21 protein-coding genes and 1 pseudogene are annotated in these 19,409 nt (G+C 66.2%); 4 read left to right on the top strand and 18 right to left on the bottom strand.

Annotated elements, in window-relative coordinates; translation table 11 throughout:
• Positions 1-9: 9 nt before the first annotated feature.
• From JMF86_RS14985 to JMF86_RS35060, 8 genes are all read right to left on the bottom strand, one after another.
• Complete coding sequence (locus JMF86_RS14985) at positions 10-849, bottom strand: ABC transporter permease subunit (RefSeq protein WP_054928132.1); 840 nt, start codon at positions 847-849, stop codon at positions 10-12.
• The gene (locus JMF86_RS14980; protein WP_054928131.1) at positions 846-1,832 is read right to left on the bottom strand and encodes an ABC transporter permease subunit; all 987 of its coding nucleotides are present in this window, start codon (positions 1,830-1,832) and stop codon (positions 846-848) included. The genes JMF86_RS14985 and JMF86_RS14980 overlap by 4 nt, the downstream gene beginning before the upstream one ends.
• A 10-nt stretch (positions 1,833-1,842) precedes the next feature.
• A complete protein-coding gene (locus JMF86_RS14975) occupies positions 1,843-2,997 on the bottom strand; it encodes an ABC transporter ATP-binding protein (RefSeq protein WP_054928130.1) in 1,155 nt (384 codons plus the stop codon).
• 188 nt (positions 2,998-3,185) lie between these two features.
• Positions 3,186-4,301 (bottom strand): polyamine ABC transporter substrate-binding protein, encoded by a 1,116-nt coding sequence (locus tag JMF86_RS14970; protein WP_006477585.1) that lies wholly within the window; start codon positions 4,299-4,301, stop codon positions 3,186-3,188.
• 62 nt (positions 4,302-4,363) lie between these two features.
• On the bottom strand, positions 4,364-5,806 hold the full coding sequence (locus JMF86_RS14965; protein WP_054928129.1) for an aspartate aminotransferase family protein: 1,443 nt from the start codon (positions 5,804-5,806) through the stop codon (positions 4,364-4,366).
• A gap of 34 nt (positions 5,807-5,840) precedes the next feature.
• On the bottom strand, positions 5,841-7,178 hold the full coding sequence (locus tag JMF86_RS14960) for a glutamine synthetase family protein (RefSeq protein WP_012329373.1): 1,338 nt from the start codon (positions 7,176-7,178) through the stop codon (positions 5,841-5,843).
• Between the two features lie 28 nt (positions 7,179-7,206).
• Complete coding sequence (locus JMF86_RS14955; RefSeq protein WP_054928128.1) at positions 7,207-7,992, bottom strand: gamma-glutamyl-gamma-aminobutyrate hydrolase family protein; 786 nt, start codon at positions 7,990-7,992, stop codon at positions 7,207-7,209.
• A gap of 282 nt (positions 7,993-8,274) precedes the next feature.
• Complete coding sequence (locus JMF86_RS35060) at positions 8,275-8,457, bottom strand: hypothetical protein (RefSeq protein WP_006488040.1); 183 nt, start codon at positions 8,455-8,457, stop codon at positions 8,275-8,277.
• A gap of 455 nt (positions 8,458-8,912) precedes the next feature.
• Between JMF86_RS35060 and JMF86_RS14950 the strand changes: the two genes are divergently transcribed.
• Both JMF86_RS14950 and JMF86_RS14945 read left to right on the top strand, forming a co-directional pair.
• Positions 8,913-9,464: a cupin domain-containing protein gene (locus tag JMF86_RS14950; protein ID WP_011546390.1), complete on the top strand. Its 552-nt coding sequence runs from the start codon at positions 8,913-8,915 to the stop codon at positions 9,462-9,464.
• A gap of 88 nt (positions 9,465-9,552) precedes the next feature.
• Positions 9,553-11,043 (top strand): aldehyde dehydrogenase, encoded by a 1,491-nt coding sequence (locus tag JMF86_RS14945; protein ID WP_011546389.1) that lies wholly within the window; start codon positions 9,553-9,555, stop codon positions 11,041-11,043.
• A 59-nt stretch (positions 11,044-11,102) separates the two neighbouring features.
• On the opposite strand, the gene JMF86_RS14940 is transcribed toward JMF86_RS14945, so the two are convergent.
• A complete protein-coding gene (locus tag JMF86_RS14940) occupies positions 11,103-11,303 on the bottom strand; it encodes a heavy-metal-associated domain-containing protein (protein ID WP_006477591.1) in 201 nt (66 codons plus the stop codon).
• 340 nt (positions 11,304-11,643) lie between these two features.
• Between JMF86_RS14940 and JMF86_RS14935 the strand changes: the two genes are divergently transcribed.
• Complete coding sequence (locus JMF86_RS14935) at positions 11,644-11,976, top strand: cupredoxin domain-containing protein (protein ID WP_054928127.1); 333 nt, start codon at positions 11,644-11,646, stop codon at positions 11,974-11,976.
• Between the two features lie 12 nt (positions 11,977-11,988).
• Positions 11,989-12,825, top strand: a complete 837-nt coding sequence (locus JMF86_RS14930) for an FTR1 family protein (RefSeq protein WP_054928126.1) — start codon at positions 11,989-11,991, stop codon at positions 12,823-12,825.
• Between the two features lie 89 nt (positions 12,826-12,914).
• Here JMF86_RS14930 and JMF86_RS14925 read toward each other — a convergent pair whose 3' ends face one another.
• From JMF86_RS14925 to JMF86_RS14885, 9 genes and pseudogenes are all read right to left on the bottom strand, one after another.
• A complete protein-coding gene (locus JMF86_RS14925; protein ID WP_006477594.1) occupies positions 12,915-13,133 on the bottom strand; it encodes a hypothetical protein in 219 nt (72 codons plus the stop codon).
• Positions 13,133-13,600 carry a hypothetical protein gene (locus JMF86_RS14920; protein ID WP_054928125.1) on the bottom strand — a complete coding sequence of 156 codons (468 nt, stop codon included), beginning with the start codon at positions 13,598-13,600 and terminating at the stop codon, positions 13,133-13,135. The genes JMF86_RS14925 and JMF86_RS14920 overlap by 1 nt, the downstream gene beginning before the upstream one ends.
• 68 nt (positions 13,601-13,668) lie before the next feature.
• On the bottom strand, positions 13,669-13,989 hold the full coding sequence (locus JMF86_RS14915) for a DNA-binding transcriptional regulator (protein WP_006477596.1): 321 nt from the start codon (positions 13,987-13,989) through the stop codon (positions 13,669-13,671).
• Positions 13,982-14,347, bottom strand: coding sequence for a type II toxin-antitoxin system RelE/ParE family toxin (locus JMF86_RS14910; RefSeq protein ID WP_054928124.1), 366 nt, complete (start codon positions 14,345-14,347; stop codon positions 13,982-13,984). The genes JMF86_RS14915 and JMF86_RS14910 overlap by 8 nt, the downstream gene beginning before the upstream one ends.
• Before the next feature lie 129 nt (positions 14,348-14,476).
• A complete protein-coding gene (glmS, locus tag JMF86_RS14905; protein ID WP_012329366.1) occupies positions 14,477-16,294 on the bottom strand; it encodes a glutamine--fructose-6-phosphate transaminase (isomerizing) in 1,818 nt (605 codons plus the stop codon).
• Between the two features lie 54 nt (positions 16,295-16,348).
• Positions 16,349-17,710 (bottom strand): bifunctional UDP-N-acetylglucosamine diphosphorylase/glucosamine-1-phosphate N-acetyltransferase GlmU, encoded by a 1,362-nt coding sequence (gene glmU / locus JMF86_RS14900; RefSeq protein ID WP_054928123.1) that lies wholly within the window; start codon positions 17,708-17,710, stop codon positions 16,349-16,351.
• A gap of 134 nt (positions 17,711-17,844) precedes the next feature.
• Positions 17,845-18,840, bottom strand: a complete 996-nt coding sequence (gene ttcA / locus JMF86_RS14895; RefSeq protein WP_054928122.1) for a tRNA 2-thiocytidine(32) synthetase TtcA — start codon at positions 18,838-18,840, stop codon at positions 17,845-17,847.
• Positions 18,837-19,241 (bottom strand): dihydroneopterin aldolase, encoded by a 405-nt coding sequence (locus tag JMF86_RS14890; protein ID WP_011546380.1) that lies wholly within the window; start codon positions 19,239-19,241, stop codon positions 18,837-18,839. Before JMF86_RS14890 ends, ttcA begins: the two co-directional genes overlap by 4 nt.
• Before the next feature lie 75 nt (positions 19,242-19,316).
• Positions 19,317-19,409, bottom strand: a pseudogene (locus JMF86_RS14885) (short-chain dehydrogenase); the annotation flags it as partial.

Below are 19,409 nucleotides of genomic sequence, written 5' to 3'. Positions count from 1 at the left end.
GACGAGCTGTCAAGCCGCCGCGAACGCGGCCTTCAAGTCGGCCATCCGGCGACGCTCGCGCGCGATCATCATCCGGTTCACGACGATCACGCCGATCGTCACGGCGGTGATGAACAGCGTCGCCAGTGCATTCATCTCCGGGTTCAGCCCCAGCCGCACGCGCGAGAACACCACCAGCGGCAGCGTCGTCGACCCCGGCCCGGACAGGAACGCCGACAGCACCAGATCGTCGATCGACAGCGTGAACGACAGCAGCCACCCCGACAGCAGCGCCTGCGAGATCAGCGGCAGCGTGACCACGAAGAACACCTTCAGCGGCGTGGCGCCGAGGTCGAGCGCGGCTTCCTCGAGCGACTTGTTCATCTCCTTCACGCGCGACTGCACGATGATCGCCACGTATGACACGCACAGCATCACGTGGCCGATCCAGATCGTCAGCATCCCGCGGCCCTTCGGCCAGCCGAACATCTGCTCGAGCGCGACGAACAGCAACAGCAGCGAGATCCCTTGGATCACCTCCGGAATCACCAGCGGCGCGTTGATCATCCCCGTGTACAGCGTGAAGCCCCTGAAGCGGCCGAAGCGCGCGAGCACGAAGCCGGCCCACGTGCCGATCACGACCGATGCGGTGGCCGTCAGCAGGCCGATCTTCAGCGACAGCCACGCGGCGGTCAGCAGCTCGTCGTCGTCCAGCAGCGCCGCGTACCACTTCAGCGAGAAGCCCGACCACACCGTGACCAGCTTCGACTCGTTGAACGAGTACACGACGAGGCTGATGATCGGGATGTACAGGAACAGGAAGCCGAAGGCGAGAACGCCCGTCGACAGCGGTTTGCTCGGCTTGATCATTTCGCGTCTCCCAGTTCCTTGACCTGGTAGTACTGGAACAGCGCCATCGGCACCAGCAACAGCAGCACCATCGCGACCGTCACCGCGGACGCCATCGGCCAGTCCATGTTGTTGAAGAATTCATCCCACATCACGCGGCCGATCATCAGCGTGTCGGCGCCGCCGAGCAGCTCCGGAATCACGTACTCGCCCACCGCCGGGATGAACACCAGCAGGCTGCCGGCGATGATCCCGTTCTTCGACAGCGGCAGCGTGATGCGCGTGAACGCGACCCACGGTTTCGCGCCGAGGTCGTACGCGGCTTCGAGCAGCGTCAGGTCCATCTTCACGAGGTGCGCATAGAGCGGCATCACCATGAACGGCAGGTACGAATAGACCATGCCGATATAGACGCCCGCATCGCTGTGGTAGAGCCGCAGCGGCGTGTGGATGATGCCGAGCGCGATCAGCGTGTGGTTCAGCAGGCCGTCGTCCTTCAGGATGCCGATCCATGCGTACACGCGGATCAGGAACGAGGTCCAGAACGGCAGCATCACGGCCATCATCAGCACGTTGCGGCGGTTCGGCTCCGAGCGCGCGATGTAGTACGCCATCGGATAGCCGATCAGCAAACACAGCACCGTCGACACGGCGGCCATCTTCAGCGAGCTGAGATAGGTCGCGATGTACAGGTCGTCCTGCAGCAGGAACGCGTAGTGCGACATCTGCAGCGCGAAGTGCACGACGCCGTCCTTGATTTCGACGAGCGACGTGTACGGCGGGATGCCCATGACCTGGTCGGCGAAGCTGATCTTCAGCACCAGCACGAACGGCAGCGCGAAGAACACGGCCAGCCACAGGAACGGCACGCCGATCGCGACGCCGCGGCCCGACGGCAGGAAGCGCGACAGCGCGGCGAAGCGGCCGCGGCGGGCATGACCCGCGCCGGTGCGCGCGGCGCCGGTCGACACCGGCGCGGAAGGGGTGGAAGCGGAGGTTCTCATCGTGGCGTCCTCACTGCGTCAGCACGACGCCGCTGGCCGGCGACCACGACACGAACACGTCGTCGTTCCACGCCGGCGCGCCGTCGTTCATCAGGTGCGAGCTCGACAGGTTCGACACCACCGTCTTGCCGCTCGGCAGGCGCACGTGGTACAGCGAATAGCTGCCCATGTACGCGATGTCGGTGACGACGCCGCGCGCCCAGTTGTGCTTCGAGCCCGGCTTCTCGCGCGATACGTGGATGCGCTCCGGGCGCACCGAGATGCCGACCGGCATCCCGAGCGGGCCGGTCACGCCGTGGCTCACGTACATGCGCGTTTCGAGGTCGTCGCTTTCGACGAAGATGTGATCGGGCTCGTCCTCGACCACGCGCCCCTCGAACAGGTTGGTCGAGCCGATGAATTCGGCGGAGAAGCGGCTGTTCGGGTATTCGTAGACTTCGCCGGGCGAGCCGATCTGCACGATCTTGCCCTCGCTCATCACCGCGAGGCGGCTCGCCATCGTCATCGCCTCTTCCTGGTCGTGCGTGACCATCACGCAGGTCACGTCGACCTTCTCGATGATGTTCACGAGTTCGAGCTGGGTCTTCTGGCGAATCTTCTTGTCGAGCGCGGACATCGGCTCGTCGAGCAGCAGCAGCTTCGGGCGCTTCACCAGCGAGCGGGCCAGCGCGACGCGCTGCTGCTGGCCGCCGGACAGCTGATGCGGCTTGCGCTTCGCATACTTGCTCATCTGCACGAGCGCGAGCGCGTCGGCCACGCGCTCCTTGATCTCGTTTTTCGGCGTGCCTTCCTGTTTCAGGCCGAACGCGACGTTCGATTCGACCGTCATGTGCGGGAACAGCGCGTACGACTGGAACATCATGTTGACCGGGCGGCGGTACGGCGGCAGCGACGCGAGGTCCTCGCCGTCGACGAAGATCTTGCCGGAGGTGGCCGTTTCCAGCCCGGCGAGCATGCGCAGCAGCGTGGACTTGCCGCAGCCCGAGCTGCCGAGCAGCGCGAACAGCTCGTTCTTCGCGATCGTCAGGTTCACGTTGTCGACGGCCGTGCTGTCGCCGAATTTCTTCACGACGTTTTCGATGCGCACGAATGCGTCGTTTTGCATACGGGGCGCGGCGGCCGGTTGGGTCTGGCGTGCAGCAGCGGAAGAGGGTATCGATTGCATGGGAGTCACCATTCGTTCTTCACGGATTGCAGGCGTGAGCGTCCCCGCGCGAGGCGCGCAACGCGACTCGCGAGCAACGGCTCGTGCCGGATGGAACAGGGCGCGCGGTACGCGCGGGCGGACGGAGGTCCGCGAATTTCAGGCGGGCAGGCGTACCGCGATGCCTGCGCCGCCGTGATGCATGGCGATCAGTGGCCCGTCTTCAACTGGGCCCACAGACGGTTCTCGAGGCGCAGGATGTCGGCCGGCATCGGCTTCATCAGCACCATCTTCTTCAGCACGTCTTCGGGCGGATAGACGGTCGGGTCCTGCGCGACGGCCGGCGTGACGAATTGATGCGCGGCCTTGTTCGCGGTCGGGTAGAACACCGTGTTGGTGATCGCCGCGTTGACCTTCGGATCGGAAATGTAGTTGATCCACTTCAGCGCGGCCTCGGGATGCGGCGCATCCTTCGGGATCACCATCACGTCGAACCACAGCAGGCCGCCTTCCTTCGGATTCGAGAACTTGATGTCGTACGAACGCTTCGCTTCCGCCGAGCGACGGTGCGCGATGCCGACGTCGCCCGACCAGCCGAGCACGACGCACACGTCGTTGTTCGCGAGGTCGTTGATGTAGCCGGACGAGTTGAACTGGGTGATGTACGGGCGGACTTTCTTCAGGACTTCGAACGCAGCCTGGTAGTCGCCGGGGTTCTTGCTGTTCGGGTCCTTGCCCATGTACTGCAGCGTGGCGGCGAACACGTCGACGGCCTGGTCGAGGAACGACACGCCGCAGCTCTTCAGCTTCTCCATGTTGGCCGGGTCGAACACCAGCGCCCAGCTGTCGACCGGCGCCTTGTCGCCGAGCGCCTTCTTCACCGCCTGCGCGTTGTAGCCGATGCCGTCGGTGCCGTAGGCCCAGGGCACGCCGTACTGGTTGCCCGGGTCGGCATCCGAGATCATCTTCATCAGCAGCGGGTCGAGGTTCGCGAGGTTCGGAATCTTCGACTTGTCGAGCTTCTGGTACACGCCGGCCTGGATCTGCTTGGCCATGTAGTTCGAGGTCGGCACGACGATGTCGTAGCCCGAACTGCCGGCGAGCAGCTTCGCCTGGAGCGTGTCGTCGCTGTCGTAGTTGTCGTACTTGACGTGAATACCCGTCTGCTTCTGGAAGTTCGGGATCGTGTCCGGCGCGATGTAGTCGGACCAGTTGTAGACGTTCAGCTCGTCGGCATGCGCCGACGGGCTGGCGACCGACGTGAGCGCGGCCGCGGCGGCGAGGGCGGCGACGGAACAGGCTTGGCGAAGAATGCAGGCACGCATGGTGGAATTCCCTTGAGTGATGGCGGCGTGCGGCGCCCGCCGCACGCCTGTAGGCAAAACCGTTACGAAACGCCCAGTTGCCGGGCGGTGGCATCGACGGCCTTCTTCGCCTTCGACACGAGTTCATCGATTTCCTGGCGCGAGATCACGAGCGGCGGCGACAGCAGCATCCGGTCGCCGGTCGCGCGCATGATCAGGTTGCCGTTGAAGCAGAAGTCGCGGCAGATCGTGCCGACGTCGCCCCCGTTCGCGAAGCGGCGGCGTTCGGCCGGCGCTTCGGCGAGTTGCAGGCTCGCGACCATCCCGTGGCCGTGCACTTCGCCGACGATCGGATGACGCGCGAAGGTTTCGCGCATCAGCGCCTGGAAGTACGGGCCGGTGTCGGTCTTCACCCGCTCGACGATCCCCTCGTCGCGCAGCAGCTTCAGGTTCGCGACCGCGACGGCCGCCGCCACCGGGTGACCCGAGTACGTGAGGCCGTGATTGAATTCGCCGTTGTCGATGATCGGGCGCGCGACGCGCTCATGAATGCCGACCGCGCCCATCGGCACGTAGCCCGACGTCAGGCCCTTCGCCATCGTGATCAGGTCCGGCTCGAAGCCGAAGTGCTGGTGCGCGAACCATTCGCCGGTACGGCCGAAGCCGCCGATCACTTCGTCGGCGACCAGCAGGATGTCGTACTTGCGGCAGATCCGCTGGATCTCCGGCCAGTACGTCGACGGCGGGAAGATCACGCCGCCCGCGCCCTGGAACGGCTCGCCGATGAACGCCGCGACGTTCTCCGCGCCGAGTTCGAGGATCTTCGCTTCGAGCTGCTGCGCGCGGGCGAGGCCGAATGCTTCGGGCGTCTCGCCGGCTGCCGCTTCGCCGAAGAAATACGGCTGATCGATGTGCACGATGTGCTCGACCTTCGACGGCATCTGCTCGTGCATGTAGCCCATCCCGCCGAGCGTGCCCCCCGCGATCGTCGAGCCGTGATAGCCGTTCTTGCGCGAGATCACGACCTTCTTCTGCGGCTTGCCTTGCACGCGCCAGTACTGATGCACGAGACGCAGCACGGTGTCGTTGCCTTCCGAGCCGCTGTTGCAATAGAAGAAGTGGTTGAAGCCGGCGGGCGTGACTTCCGCGAGCATCGCGGAAAGCTCGATCACCGGCGGATGCGTGGTCTTGAAGAACGTGTTGTAGAACGGCAGTTCCTGGATCTGGCGATACGCGGCGTCGGCGAGCTCCTTGCGGCCGTAGCCGACGTTCACGCACCACAGGCCGGCCATCCCGTCGATCACCTTGTTGCCGTCCGAGTCCCACAGATAGACGCCGTCGGCCTTCACGATCACGCGGCTGCCAGCGCGGTTGAGCGCGCCCATGTCGGAGAACGGGTGAATGTGGTGCGCGGCGTCGAGCGCGCGGTATTCGGCGGTCGTGCGTGCCTGCGTCGCGCGCGGCGCGGCGGCCGCGGCGCTCGGCGCGGCCGGCTGGACCCAGGCAGATTCGTTGCGGTAAGTCATGTTTCCTCCGTGATTCCGTATGCGGTTGGCACGCTTACACGTGCAGCAGCAGATGGCGGCGTTCCCACGAGCTGATCACGCGGAAGAACGCTTCGTATTCGGTTTCCTTCAGCGCGAAGTACGCCTTGAGGAACTTGGGCCCGAGGATCTCGCCGAGCGGCTCGCACGCGGCCATCAGCGTCAGCCCTTCCTCGAGGTTGCGCGGCAGCTGGTACGGCAGGCTGTAGCCGTCGCTCACCAGCGGCTCAGTCGGCTCCAGGCGCTGCGTCATGCCGAGATAGCCGGCCGCCAGCGTCGCCGCGAGCGCGAGGTACGGATTGCAGTCGACACCGGGGATGCGGTTTTCGATGCGGCGCGCGGCCGGGCCGGAATGCGGAATGCGGAACCCCACCGTGCGGTTGTCGTAGCCCCACTGCACGTTGATCGGCGCGGCCATGAAGCGCGACAGGCGGCGGTACGAATTGATGTACGGCGCGAAGATCGGCATCAGCGCCGGCGTGTACTTCTGCAGCCCCGCGAGGTAGTTGTAGAACATCGACGTCGCGCCGCCGGTCTCCGGTGACGTGAACAGGTTCTGCCCCGTTTCCTCGTCGACGATGCTCTGGTGCACGTGCATCGCCGAGCCCGGTTCGTCTTCCATCGGCTTGGCCATGAACGTCGCGTACATGTTGTGACGCAGCGCGGCCTCGCGCACCGTGCGCTTGAACAGGAACACCTGGTCGGCCAGCGACAGCGCGTCGCCGTGCATGAAGTTGATCTCCATCTGCGCGGCGCCGACTTCGTGGATCAGCGTGTCGATGTCGAGGTTCTGCGCTTCGCAGTACTCGTAGATGTCCTCGAACAGCGGATCGAATTCGTTGACGGCCTCGATCGAATACGACTGGCGGCCCGTTTCAGGGCGGCCCGTGCGACCGACCGGCGGGCGCAGCGGCAGGTCGGGGTCCTTGTTCATGTCGACCAGGTAGAACTCGAGCTCCGGCGCCACGACCGGTTTCCAGCCCTTCGCCTTGTACAGGTCGAGCACGCGGCGCAGCACGTAGCGCGGCGAGATCTCGACCGGCGAGCCGTCGAAATGCACGCAATCGTGGATCACCTGCGCGGTCGGGTCCACGGCCCACGGGATCAGGCGGATCGTCGACGTGTCGGGCACACACACCATGTCGGGGTCGGTCACGCCGGTGAGCGAGCCGTCTTCCGGATAGTCGCCGGTGACGGTCTGCACCATCACGGCTTGCGGCAGGCGCATCGATTCGCCGGACGTGAACTTGTTGCGCGGCGTGATCTTGCCGCGCGCGATGCCGGCCATGTCGGGAATGATCGCTTCGATCTCGGTGATCCGGTGCTGCTTCAGAAAGTCTTCGATGTCTTGCATGTCTGTTCTCGTTGTCTGGTGGGCGCGCTCAGGCGAGCGCGGCGGCGGCCATGGCGCGCGTGCGGGCGGCGCGGCGGGCGCGGCAGGCATCGCCGAAGGCGCGGAAGATCGCGCTCGACAGCGGGTCCTGCGCATGCCGCCATTCCGGATGCCACTGCACGGCCAGCGCGAAAGCCGGTGCGTCGACGACGCTCACGGCCTCGATCAACCCATCCGGCGCGACCGCCTCGATGGCGAGGCCGGAGCCGAGCTGCGCGATGCCCTGCTTGTGCAGCGAGTTCACGTGCACTTCGTCGCGGCCGCCGGCGAGCGCATGCAGCTTGCCGCCGGGCGTCAGGCGCACGACGTGCGCGGGGCCGTATTGCGTGTCCATCGGCGCGTCGTCGTCCTCGCGGTGATCGGCGAAGCCGGGCACTTCATGCACGCGCTGGTGCAGCGTGCCGCCGCAGACGACGTTCAACTCCTGGAAGCCGCGGCACACGGCGAGCACGGGCACGCCGGCGACGATGGCCGCGCGCAGCAGCGGCAGCGTCGTCGCGTCGCGCGCCGGGTCGTGCTTCGTGCCCGGTGCGCTCGGTTCGCCGCCATAGAGATGCGGCTCGACGTTCGAGTAGCTGCCGGTAAACAGCAGCCCGTCGACCGCGTCGAGCACGTCGGCGCTCGACTGGCGCTCGCCGAGGGCCGGCAGCACCATCGCGAGCGCATGCGCGCCGTCGACGATCGCGGCGACGTACTTGTCGCCGACCGTATGCGACGCGTGCGCGCCGATCTGGGTGAGGTCGGCGGTGATGCCGACGAGAGGTTTCCTTTCCATGACGTCTTCAGTAATCCGTAGGGACGTGACGTGCACCGAGCCGGATGCGGCAAAACGCAGGCGCGACACGACCCCGCAGCCGGGCGCAAGGCGCACGGCCGCTGGTGAATGGGCGCAACGGGATGGCGTGGCGATCCGCGCTGCGCGCGACGGTCAGGCCGTCGTTCGTTTCATTGCGATACGCGACGCGGCAATGCATGCGCGAACGCGTGCCGTCACCGCACGGACGATGCGGTTGGCGAATCGACAGAAAAAACGAACGACGTGAAGAAAGGAGAGGCGCTACGGCAGCAGCGACGCCACTTCGTCGGTATCGACGGCGACGAATGCGCGTGCGGAAACGGCGTTGTGGCGCCGAACGGAACGACGGGACAGGATGGTGTAGATCGACAGGTGAAGCAGGCGAGGACTATGCCAGCCGCAACTGCCGTCGGAAGCGGGAACGGCGCTGCGCAAACTTCGCACATCGCCTCGATCCCACCTCACCAGAGGGCCACGGACTCTCACGATTACACTCGACTGGTTTGTTGAAAGTATTGAACACCCGATCGTTTCGACGCGCTGGGCGTTTAAAATAATCAAGGTGCCGGCCCCGCATCATTTACATTCCGGGGCATCGAATTGTTGCGTTGCGATAACGCTTTTCGATGCCTGTGAAAGCCTGATGACGCTGACCTGAGAGCCAGCATATACGAGCCAATAACGGCGTCAAATGTTTTTTTAAGGTCCTGCATCAGGGCTTTCCCGAGCGTGAAAACAAAAGATTCATAAAAGGAATAATCGACACGGTGTCCATTATTTCGAACGCCTTTCAGGGTTTTCCCCGCTGATGTGCGGCATAAAGTGATTAGAATATTCAACGGCAGTCCACCGCGTCGTTTCACTTTGTCATCGCACTTATCGTGTCCGAAACCGAATCGATGTCCACCGAAGTCGCCGAGCGCCTGCGTTTCGTGCGCAACAAGCATGGCCTGTCGCAGCGCGAACTCGCGAAGCGCGCCGGCGTCACCAACGGCACGATCTCGCTGATCGAACAGGGCCGCGTGAGCCCGTCGGTCGGCTCGCTGAAGAAGCTGCTCGAATGCATCCCGATGAGTCTCGCGGAATTCTTCACGTTCGAGCTCGTCGAATCGCGCGCGGTCGTGTCGCGTCGCGACGAGATGCCGAACCTCGGCAACGAGTCGCTCGCGTTTCATCTGGTCGGTGCGAACGTGAAGGATCGCAACATGTGCATCCTGCGCGAGATCTATCAGCCGCTGGCCGACACGGGGCCCGAGATGCTGGTGCACGCGGGGCACGAGGGCGGTGTCGTCGTGTCGGGCCGGCTCGAGCTGACCGTCGATAGTGCGACGTGGCTGCTCGACCCCGGAGACGGCTACTACTTCGAGAGCCGTTTGCCGCATCGTTTTCGCAATCCCAGCGCGGAACTGATCTGCGAGGTCGTCTCGGCCAATTCGCCGGCGACCTTCTGACCGCGCGTCACCGCATTCGCTGCAGGCCGGCAGCGTGCCACCCGCACGGCGTGCCGCATCGCGAATGCCCCAACATTGAGGCATCCTGATGAACAAGTTGACTTTGGCTGACTGGCAACACAAGGCGGCGTCGCTCGAGATCGAAGGGCGCGCATTCATCGACGGCGCGTCGCGCGACGCGCACGGCGGCAAGACGTTCGACTGCGTGAGCCCGATCGACGGCCGCGTGCTGGCGAAGGTCGCCGACTGCGGCGAAGCGGACGTGAACGCGGCCGTCGCGGCGGCCCGCCGCGCATTCGACGCGGGTGTGTGGGCCGGCTTGAATCCGCGCGAGCGCAAGGCCGTGCTGCTGCGCTGGGCCGCGCTGATGCGCGCGCATCTCGACGAACTGTCGCTGCTCGAGACGCTCGACGCGGGCAAGCCGATCGGCGACACGACGACGGTCGACGTGCCGGGCGCCGCGTACTGCGTCGAATGGTTTGCGGAAGCGATCGACAAGGTCGGCGGCGAGGTCGCGCCGGCCGATCATCATCTCGTCGGCCTCGTCACGCGCGAGCCGGTCGGCGTGGTGGCCGCCGTCGTGCCGTGGAACTTCCCGATCCTGATGGCCGCATGGAAATTCGGCCCCGCGCTCGCGGCCGGCAACAGCGTCGTGCTGAAGCCGTCGGAGAAATCGCCGCTGACCGCGATCCGCGTCGCGCAGCTCGCGTTCGAGGCCGGCATTCCGGCCGGCGTGTTCAACGTCGTGCCGGGCGCGGGCGAACCGGGCAAGCTGCTCGCGCTGCATCGCGACGTCGACTGCATCGCGTTCACGGGCTCGACGGCGGTCGGCAAGCTGATCATGCAGTACGCGGCGCAGTCGAACCTGAAGCGCGCGTGGCTCGAGCTCGGCGGCAAGTCGCCGAACATCGTGCTGCCCGATTGCCCCGATCTCGACCGCGCGGCGCAGACGGCGGCCGGCGCGATCTTCTACAACATGGGCGAGATGTGCACGGCCGGCTCGCGGCTGCTCGTGCATCGCGACATCAAGGACGCGTTCATCGAGAAGCTCGTCGCGGCCGCCCGCGCGTACGTGCCGGGCAATCCGCTCGATCCGTCGGTATCGATGGGTGCGATCGTCGACGGCATCCAGCTCGAGCGCGTGCTGGGTTACATCGAAGCGGGGCGCGGCGAAGGTCGGCTCGTCACGGGCGGTGCGCGCGTGAACGCGGAAACGGGCGGCTTCTACGTGGAGCCGACGGTGTTCGAGGTGAAGCCCGATGCGAAGATCGCGCGCGAGGAAATCTTCGGGCCCGTGCTGTCGGTGATCGTGTTCGACGACGTCGACGAGGCCGTGCGGATCGCGAACGACACCGAATACGGGCTGGCCGCGGCCGTGTGGACGTCGAACCTGACGACCGCGCACGACGTGTCGCGCCGGCTGCGTGCGGGCACCGTGTGGGTGAACTGCTATGACGAGGGCGGCGACATGAACTTCCCGTTCGGCGGCTACAAGCAGTCGGGCAACGGTCGCGACAAGTCGCTGCATGCGCTCGAGAAGTACACGGAACTGAAGTCGACGCTGATCCGGCTGCGCTGACGCGATACCGGGGCGGGCGCGTCGCCGTGCGGCGCCGCGCCCGCGGCCTTCGGCGCGCGTTACGCGGTGCGCAGCGCGGGATGGAAGCCGGCGGCCTCGATGATCGACTGCACGCGCTCGGCGCCTTGCGCCGAGTCGACCTTGACGATCTTCGCCGCGACGTCGATGTCGAGCTTCGCGGCGGGGTCCGCGGCCGTCACCGCGCGCGTGATGGCGTTGGCGCAGCCGCCGCAGGTCATGTCCTGGACTTCGAATTCCATCGTGTTCTCCCGGGTTGATGGTTGACGAATAGATTCAGCATGAAGCTTGCCATGGTGGGAAGGTCAAGCGCCGCATGCGGCGACGTGCATCGCATCAGTCATTTGTAATGCTGAGGTCTGACGAATAGTCATTCGCGTGCGCGCGTCAGTCCGAATTTTTCCCGATTGACGACCGCCCATTATCGGCGAAATCCGGCGGAGCCTTGCGCGGCAACGGGCGTGCGGGATCGACTGCCCACGATCTCCCTGAGCGGAGTAAGGGTACTCCGAGGTGAAAATGCGAATCGATCTTAGTATCGATTCCCTTCGATATTTCAAACCATTTCAAACCATTACGCACATGACCCGTTTCGCTCTCGGTTTCGCACTGGCCCTGCTGGGCGCCTCGGCAACGTCCGCCTTCGCTGCCGACGACATCGTCAACCTGACGCTGAAGGACCACAAGTTCTCGCCCGATGGCGTGACGATTCCCGCTGGCAAGAAGGTGAAATTCGTCGTGAAGAACCTCGACGCGACGCCCGCGGAATTCGAGAGCGACGACTTCAAGGCCGAGAAGGTCGTGCCGGCCGGCAAGTCGGTCGAGATCCTGGTCGGGCCGCTGAAGGCGGGGACCTACGAGTTCCACGACGAGTATCACGAAGCGCAGTCGAAGACGCACCTGACCGTCAAGTAAGCCGATACCGACATGCTGTCTACCGCCCTGATCGTCTTTCGTGAAGTGCTCGAGGCCGCGCTGGTGGTCTCGATCGTGATGGCCGCCACGAAGGGCGTGCCGCGGCGCGGCTGGTGGGTGGGCGGCGGGCTGGTCGGCGGCGTGGTCGGCGCCGGCCTGATCGCGGCGTTCGCCGACGTGATCTCGCAATGGGCTTCGGGCATGGGCCAGGAAGTCTTCAACGCGGGCGTGATGTTCGTCGCGACGCTGATGCTCGCGTGGCATTGCATCTGGATGAGCCGGCACGGCCGCGAAATGGCGCTGCACATGGGCGAGGTCGGCCGGGCGGTCGCGGCCGGCAGTCGGCCGCTGACCGGGCTCGCGATCGTGGTCGGCGTCGCGGTGTTGCGCGAAGGCTCCGAGGCCGTGCTGTTCCTGTACGGGATCGCGGCGGGCGATCCGGGCCAGACGCCGCAGATGCTCGTCGGCGGGCTGCTCGGCGTGCTCGGCGGGGCGGGGCTCGGCTACGCGATGTACGCGGGCCTGCTGCAGATTCCGTTGAAGCGCCTGTTCTCCGTCACCAACGCGCTGATCGTGCTGCTCGCCGCGGGCATGGCGAGCCAGTGCGTCGGCTTCCTGCTGGCGGCCGGCCTCGTGCCGTCGTGGGGCGATGCGGTCTGGGACACGTCGTGGCTGCTCAAGGAATCGAGCATCGTCGGCAAGGCGCTGCATACGCTGATCGGCTATACCGCGCGGCCGGCGGGCATCCAGATCGCCGCGTACGTCGCGACGCTGGTCGCGATCGTCGTGCTGACACGGCTCGTCGGCCGGCCGCAGCAGACGGTGAGGCCGCCGCACGCCGCTGCGTGAGTGTTGCCGGGTTTCCGGGTTCGAATGAAAGAAGGGGCGTCATGGACGCCCCTTCTTTCATTTGCGGTGCGCGACGCGCCTGCGCTCGGTCAGCTGTGGTTGTCGATCCACGCGCGTGCCCATTCGAGCCCGGCATCGCGCGCGTCGTCTTCGGTATCGAACACGCCGAGCACGCCCGACGCCTCGACGAGCCGGTTGTTCTGCGTGATCGTGCCGCTCGCCGCGAAGCGCTCGGGCTGCATGATCTCGTCCTGCTGCAGGATCGCGTGGCCCCAGATCTGGTAGCCGTGGTAGGTCTGCGCTTCCATTATCGAGTCACCTCCGCCGAGCGGCCGTGCGTGCCGACCTGCAGCACGTTGCCGTCCGGCGTGTATTGACGCGGGATGTCGGAGAAGGTGAGCGCGCGCGTCGCGTCCGGCGCGGCCGGCTGCATCACCGTGAGACGCCCGGGCGCCGGTTGCGCGACGGGGCGCGGGGCGGCACGGGTTTCGGTCGCGGTGGCGGTCGGGCGGTGCGAGCCCGCTTTCACGGCCTGCGCGACGCGACGCTTGGGCGGTTTCGCGGCGGCTTTCGGCGTGGCGCTCGCGTGCTTCTCCGCGCTCTTGCCGGTACGCGCGTCGGCGCCCGGATGGGCAGTCGGCGTACGGGCATCCGGCGTACGGGCTGCCGGCTGCCGCGCCTCGGGCGGGTTCCAGACCTCGACATAGTGCTCGGCGGCCCAGCCCGTCGACGCGAACGTCAGCGCCAGCAATCCGCATCCAAACAGTCTTACCATTGTCTCTCCGTCATATTCGTTGCGGCGCGTCCGGTCGGGGCCGTGCAGGGGCATTCGGGGAAGCCGGCTCAGGAGAACACCTCGAGCCCGTGTTTCTCGACGATCTGGAGCATGCGCGCGGCGATGCCGCTCGGCCGCTTGTCGCCCTGTTCCCATTGGCGGATCGTCGACGTCGTCGTGTTCAGGTAGAGCGCGAACACGCTCTGGCTGACGTTGACCGACTTGCGGATGCGGGCGATCGCTTCCGGATCGAACTGCGGCGCGGCTTCGATGCAGAGATCGTCGTATTCCCGCATCGTCTTCTTGTCGATCAGTTGCGCACGATACAGGCCGGACGCGGCGCTGTGGATCGCCTCCGTCGCATCGCTCTTGAATCGACTCTTAGCCATTGCAAATCTCCACAAGCTCTTTCAGTGCGACCAGCGTCGCGATGTCGCTGTCGGTGTGTCGACCTACGTCCGCGGCGAGCTTTCTGAACGCGCGCAGTTCGCATGCGTCGATGTTGTCGTGGTCGCATTTCGCGAACAGGAACACGAACACCCACGTGTGCCCGACCTTGCCCAGCACGATCCCGCGCTGCCGATTGCCGTCGAGGCGCTTTTTCCAGACGTTGCCGCCGAGATCGACGCCCTGGCCGCGGGCCAGTTCCCGCACCGCGCGGCAGAGCTCGCCATCGGCGATTCCCGCTTTCCCGGCTGCCTTGTGAAACCACTTCGTCTTGAAGACGCGTCGTACGGAAGCAGACATGTCGAGCCGGTCAAGTTAGCACAGGATTATATACCACTACGTGGTACATATTTCGACCTGGCCAAACGGCCTGCCTCGCACCCGCAAGCGGTCGGGAGGGCCCGGCGAGGGCCCTCCCGTTGCCGCGTATTACTCCACCGTCACCGATTTCGCGAGGTTGCGCGGCTTGTCGACGTCGGTGCCGCGCGCACACGCGGTGTGATACGCGAGCAGTTGCAGCGGCACGACGTGCAGGATCGGCGACAGTTGCCCGTAGTGCTCCGGCATCCGGATCACGTGCAGGCCGTCGTCGTTGACGATCTGCGTGTCGGCATCGGCGAACACGTAGAGCTCGCCGCCGCGCGCACGCACTTCCTGCATGTTCGACTTCAGCTTCTCGAGCAGCGTGTCGTTCGGCGCGACCGTGACGACCGGCATCGCTTCCGTGACGAGCGCGAGCGGCCCGTGCTTCAGTTCGCCGGCCGGATAGGCCTCGGCGTGGATGTACGAGATTTCCTTCAGCTTCAACGCGCCTTCGAGCGCGATCGGGTAGTGCAGCCCGCGGCCGAGGAACAGCGCGTTTTCCTTGCGCGCGAATTCCTCCGACCACGCGATGATCTGCGGCTCGAGCGCGAGCACGCTGTTCAGCGCGGCCGGCAGATGGCGCAGCTCCTTCAGGAATTGCGCTTCCTGCGCGGCATCGACGTGCCCGCGCAGCTTGCCGAGCGTCGCGGCCAGCACGAACAGCGCGACGAGCTGGGTCGTGAATGCCTTCGTCGACGCGACGCCGATCTCGGTGCCCGCGTGCGTCAGGAACTGCATTTCGGTCAGGCGCACCATCGCGCTCGTCGCGACGTTGCAGACCGCGAGCGTGTGCGTGTGGCCGAGCGACTGCGCATGCTTGAGCGCGGCCAGCGTATCGGCCGTCTCGCCCGACTGCGAGATCACCAGCACGAGCTGGCGCGGGTTCGGCACCGACTCGCGATAGCGGTATTCGCTGGCGATCTCGACCTGGGTCGGGATCTTCGCGATCGATTCGAGCCAGTACTTCGCGGTGAGGCCCGAGTAGTAGCTCGTGCCGCACGCGAGGATCAGCAGGCTGTCGATGTCCGCGAACGCGGCGGGCGCGGCGTCGCCGAACAGCGTCGCGTCGAAGGCTTCCGTCTGCGGCACCGTGTCGCCGATCGCGCGCGGCTGCTCGAAGATTTCCTTCTGCATGAAGTGGCGATAGGGGCCGAGCTCGACCGCGCCGCCGTATGCGCTGACCACGCGGATTTCGCGCTGCACGGTGGCGCCGTGGCGATCGACGATCGTCACGCCGTCGAGCGACAGCTCGCACACGTCGCCTTCCTCGAGGAACGTGAAGCGGTCGGTGCTGCCCGCGAGCGCGAGCGCATCGGACGCGAGGAAGTTCTCGCCGTCGCCGTGACCGACGACGAGCGGCGAACCCTGGCGCGCGCCGACGACGGTGTGCGGCTGGTCCTTGTGGATCACGGCGATCGCGTATGCACCGTGCAGCTGCTGCACGGCTTCGCGCACCGCGTCGAACAGGTTGCCGCGGTACAGGCTGTGCACGAGGTGCGCGATCACTTCGGTGTCGGTCTGCGACACGAATTCGTAGCCCTTGGCCCGCAGCGCGTCGCGCAGCGGCTCGAAGTTCTCGATGATGCCGTTGTGCACGAGCGCGAGCGCGTTCGACGAGAAGATCGGGTGCGCGTTGTGCGTGACGGGCGCGCCGTGGGTGGCCCAGCGCGTGTGCGCGACGCCCGTCGTGCCTTCGAGGTGCGTCTCGCGCACCTGCGTGTCGAGATCGGCAACGCGCGCGACGCTGCGCGCGCGCTTCGGTGCGCCCGGCTCGAGCACGGCGACGCCGCACGAGTCGTAGCCACGGTATTCGAGGCGCCGCAATCCTTCGATCAGCACCGGAACGATATTACGCTGCGCAACTGCGCCGACAATGCCGCACATGAATGGTCAATCCTGTCAGTCGAAGCGGGCGCCGCGTGGGCGCCCGCAAAAGGTTCAGCTCTTCTTCTTGACCGGGCGGACGTAGCCGCTCTTCGCGGTCTGCGTCTTCTCGTTCAACGCGAGGACGCCCTCGGCCACGTCCTTCCAGATCGTCGTGCCGGCGGCGATCGTCACGCCGCGGCCGACGCGCACGGGCGCGACGAGCTGCGTGTCGGAGCCGACGAACACGTCGTCCTCGATCACGGTGCGGAACTTGTTCGCGCCGTCGTAGTTGCAGGTGATCGTGCCCGCGCCGATGTTCACGCGCGCGCCGATGTCGGCGTCGCCGATGTACGTGAGGTGGTTCGCCTTCGAGCCGTGGCCGATCACCGCGTTCTTCACCTCGACGAAGTTGCCGACGTGCGCTTCGTCCGCGAGCTGCGCGCCGGGGCGCAGCCGCGCGTACGGGCCGATCACGGTGTTCGCGCCGAGTTCGGCGCCGTCGATGTGCGTGAATGCGTCGATGCGCGTGCCGGCGCCGACCGACGCGTTGCGGATCACGCAGTTCGCGCCGATCGTCACGTTGTCGGCGAGCGTCACGTTGCCTTCGAACACGCAGTTCACGTCGATCGACACGTCGCGGCCGCAGCGCAGCGTGCCGCGCACGTCGACGCGCGCCGGATCGGCGAGCGTGACGCCGTCGACGAGCAGCGCGTCGGCGACGTTGCGCTGGTGAATGCGCTCGAGCTCCGCGAGCTGCGCCTTGCTGTTCACGCCGAGCGTTTCCCATTCGTCGTCGGGCTGCGACGTGACGACCTCGAAGCCGGCCTCGATCGCGAGTTCGACGACGTCGGTCAGGTAGTACTCGCCCTGCGCGTTTTCGTTCTTCAGCGCGCCGAGCCACATCGACAGCTGCGCCGTGGGCGTGACGATGATGCCGGTGTTGATCTCGGCGATCTTCAGCTCGTCCGGCGACGCATCCTTCTGCTCGACGATGCGCGTGACGAAGCCGGCCGCGTCGCGCACGATGCGGCCGTAGCCGGTCGGGTCGTCGAGCGTGACGGTGAGGATGCCGTAGCGGCCGTCGCGCGCGGCATCGACGAGACGCTGCAGCGTCGACGCACGGGTGAGCGGCACGTCGCCGTACAGCACGAGCGTCGGTTGCGCGGGATCGAGGAGCGGCAGCGCCTGGCGCACCGCGTGGCCGGTGCCGAGCTGCTCGGCCTGCACCGCGAACTGGACGTCGGGTGCGGCGACCGCAGCCTGAACCTGCTCGGCGCCGTGGCCGACGACGACGACGAGCCGGGATGGCTGCAGCGTGCGCGCGGTGTCGATGACGTGGGAGAGGAGCGGCCTGCCGGCCAGCGGGTGAAGCACTTTCGGCAGCGCGGAACGCATGCGCTTGCCGGTGCCTGCCGCCAAAATCACGATATTCATGGCGCGCGCGTGGGTCAGAGTTCGAAGCCGTCCATTTTAGCATGCGGCCCTTGTCGCTCCGGGCCTGTCGCGGCGGGGCGACAACGCCGAAACGAGGCCGCCGGCCCCGGTTTCGGCGGGTGTTCAGTCCCTGCTTACAGGTCGTCGAACTGGACGATCGAGATCGGTCGGGCGGCGCCCGGCGCCGCTGAGTCGTCACCCGATGCGCACGGTTCCTCGTCGAACGCGATGTCGCCTTGCGGATCGGCTTCGCCGGTGGCGCGCAGCGACTGGAACGGGTACAGCGTCGTGTCCATCAGGTGCGACGGCACGACCTTCGCGAGCGCGTTGAACATGTTCTCGACGCGGCCCGGGAAGCGCTTGTCCCAGTCGCGGATCAGCGCCTTCATTTCCGCGCGCTTCAGGTTCGGCTGGCTGCCGCACAGGTTGCACGGGATGATCGGGAATTCGCGCAGCTCCGCGTATTTCTCGAGATCGGTTTCCTTCACGTACGCGAGCGGGCGGATCACGATGTTCTTGCCGTCGTCCGACTGCAGCTTCGGCGGCATTCCCTTCAGCTTGCCACCGTAGAACATGTTCAGCAGCAGCGTCTGCACGATGTCGTCGCGATGATGGCCGAGCGCGATCTTGGTCGCGCCGAGCTCGCCGGCCACGCGGTACAGGATGCCGCGGCGCAGCCGCGAGCACAGCGAGCACGTCGTCTTGCCTTCCGGCACAAGCCGCTTGACGATGCTGTAGGTGTCCTGGTTCTCGATGTGGAACGGCACGCCGACCTGCTTCAGGTATTCGGGCAGCACGTGCTCGGGGAAGCCCGGCTGCTTCTGGTCGAGGTTCACCGCGACGATGTCGAAGTCGATCGGCGCGCGTTCGCGCAGGCGCAGCAGCACGTCGAGCATCGCGTAACTGTCCTTGCCGCCCGACAGGCACACCATCACCTTGTCGCCCTGCTCGATCATGTTGTAGTCGCCGATCGCCTGGCCGACCTGGCGCACGATCCGCTTGAACAGCTTGTTGTTCTCGTACGCTTCCTTCTGCTCGCGGCGTGTCAGCGCGGGGCGGCCGGTCGGCGCGGCGGCGTCGTCCAGCGTGGCGGCGTCGGCCGTCGTGTCGTTCATGTGGGGGGCGTTCATTGGCGCTCCTCGTCCTTGATGCGAAAGACTTCGACGCCGACGGCGTCGCAGTCCGGATAGGCGTCCGGTTTCTCGGTACGGACACGTACCGCGCGCACGGTATCGTGCGCCAGCAGGTGCGCGGCGATCGAATCGCACAGCGTTTCCTGCAGGTGGATGTGGCCGCGCGCCAGGCTCTGCGCGACGCTCTGCTTCATCAGGTCGTAGTCGACGACTTCGTGCAGCCGGTCGTCGACGGGGGTGGACAGCGCGAGCGGCACGAACAGGTCGATGTTGATGACGACGCGTTGCTCGCCGCGCTTCTCGTGTTCGAAGGCCCCGATGTTGATGTGCACCTCGTAGTCGCGCAGGTAGAGCCTGCGGCAATCCGCGAGGCGGGGGTGCAGGAGAGCGGAAAACATGGTCGTCCCAGTCAAATTGGCGTGCGCGCACGCAAAGCGGCGCGGGCGGCGGCGCTCAGGCCGCACCCGCGCGGTTCATTCATTCGGGCCGGCGGCGGGCGGCACCAGGTGCTCGCCGCCGTCGACGGTCAGCGTCGCACCCGTCACGCCGGGCGCGCTCGCGAGATA

The organism is Burkholderia sp. E168m15 (assembly GCF_016586105.1).
GTDB classification, from domain to species: Bacteria; Pseudomonadota; Gammaproteobacteria; order Burkholderiales; family Burkholderiaceae; genus Burkholderia; species Burkholderia orbicola.
Note: the sequence above shows the minus strand (reverse complement) of the source record. Positions and strands in the feature narration are given on the sequence as shown.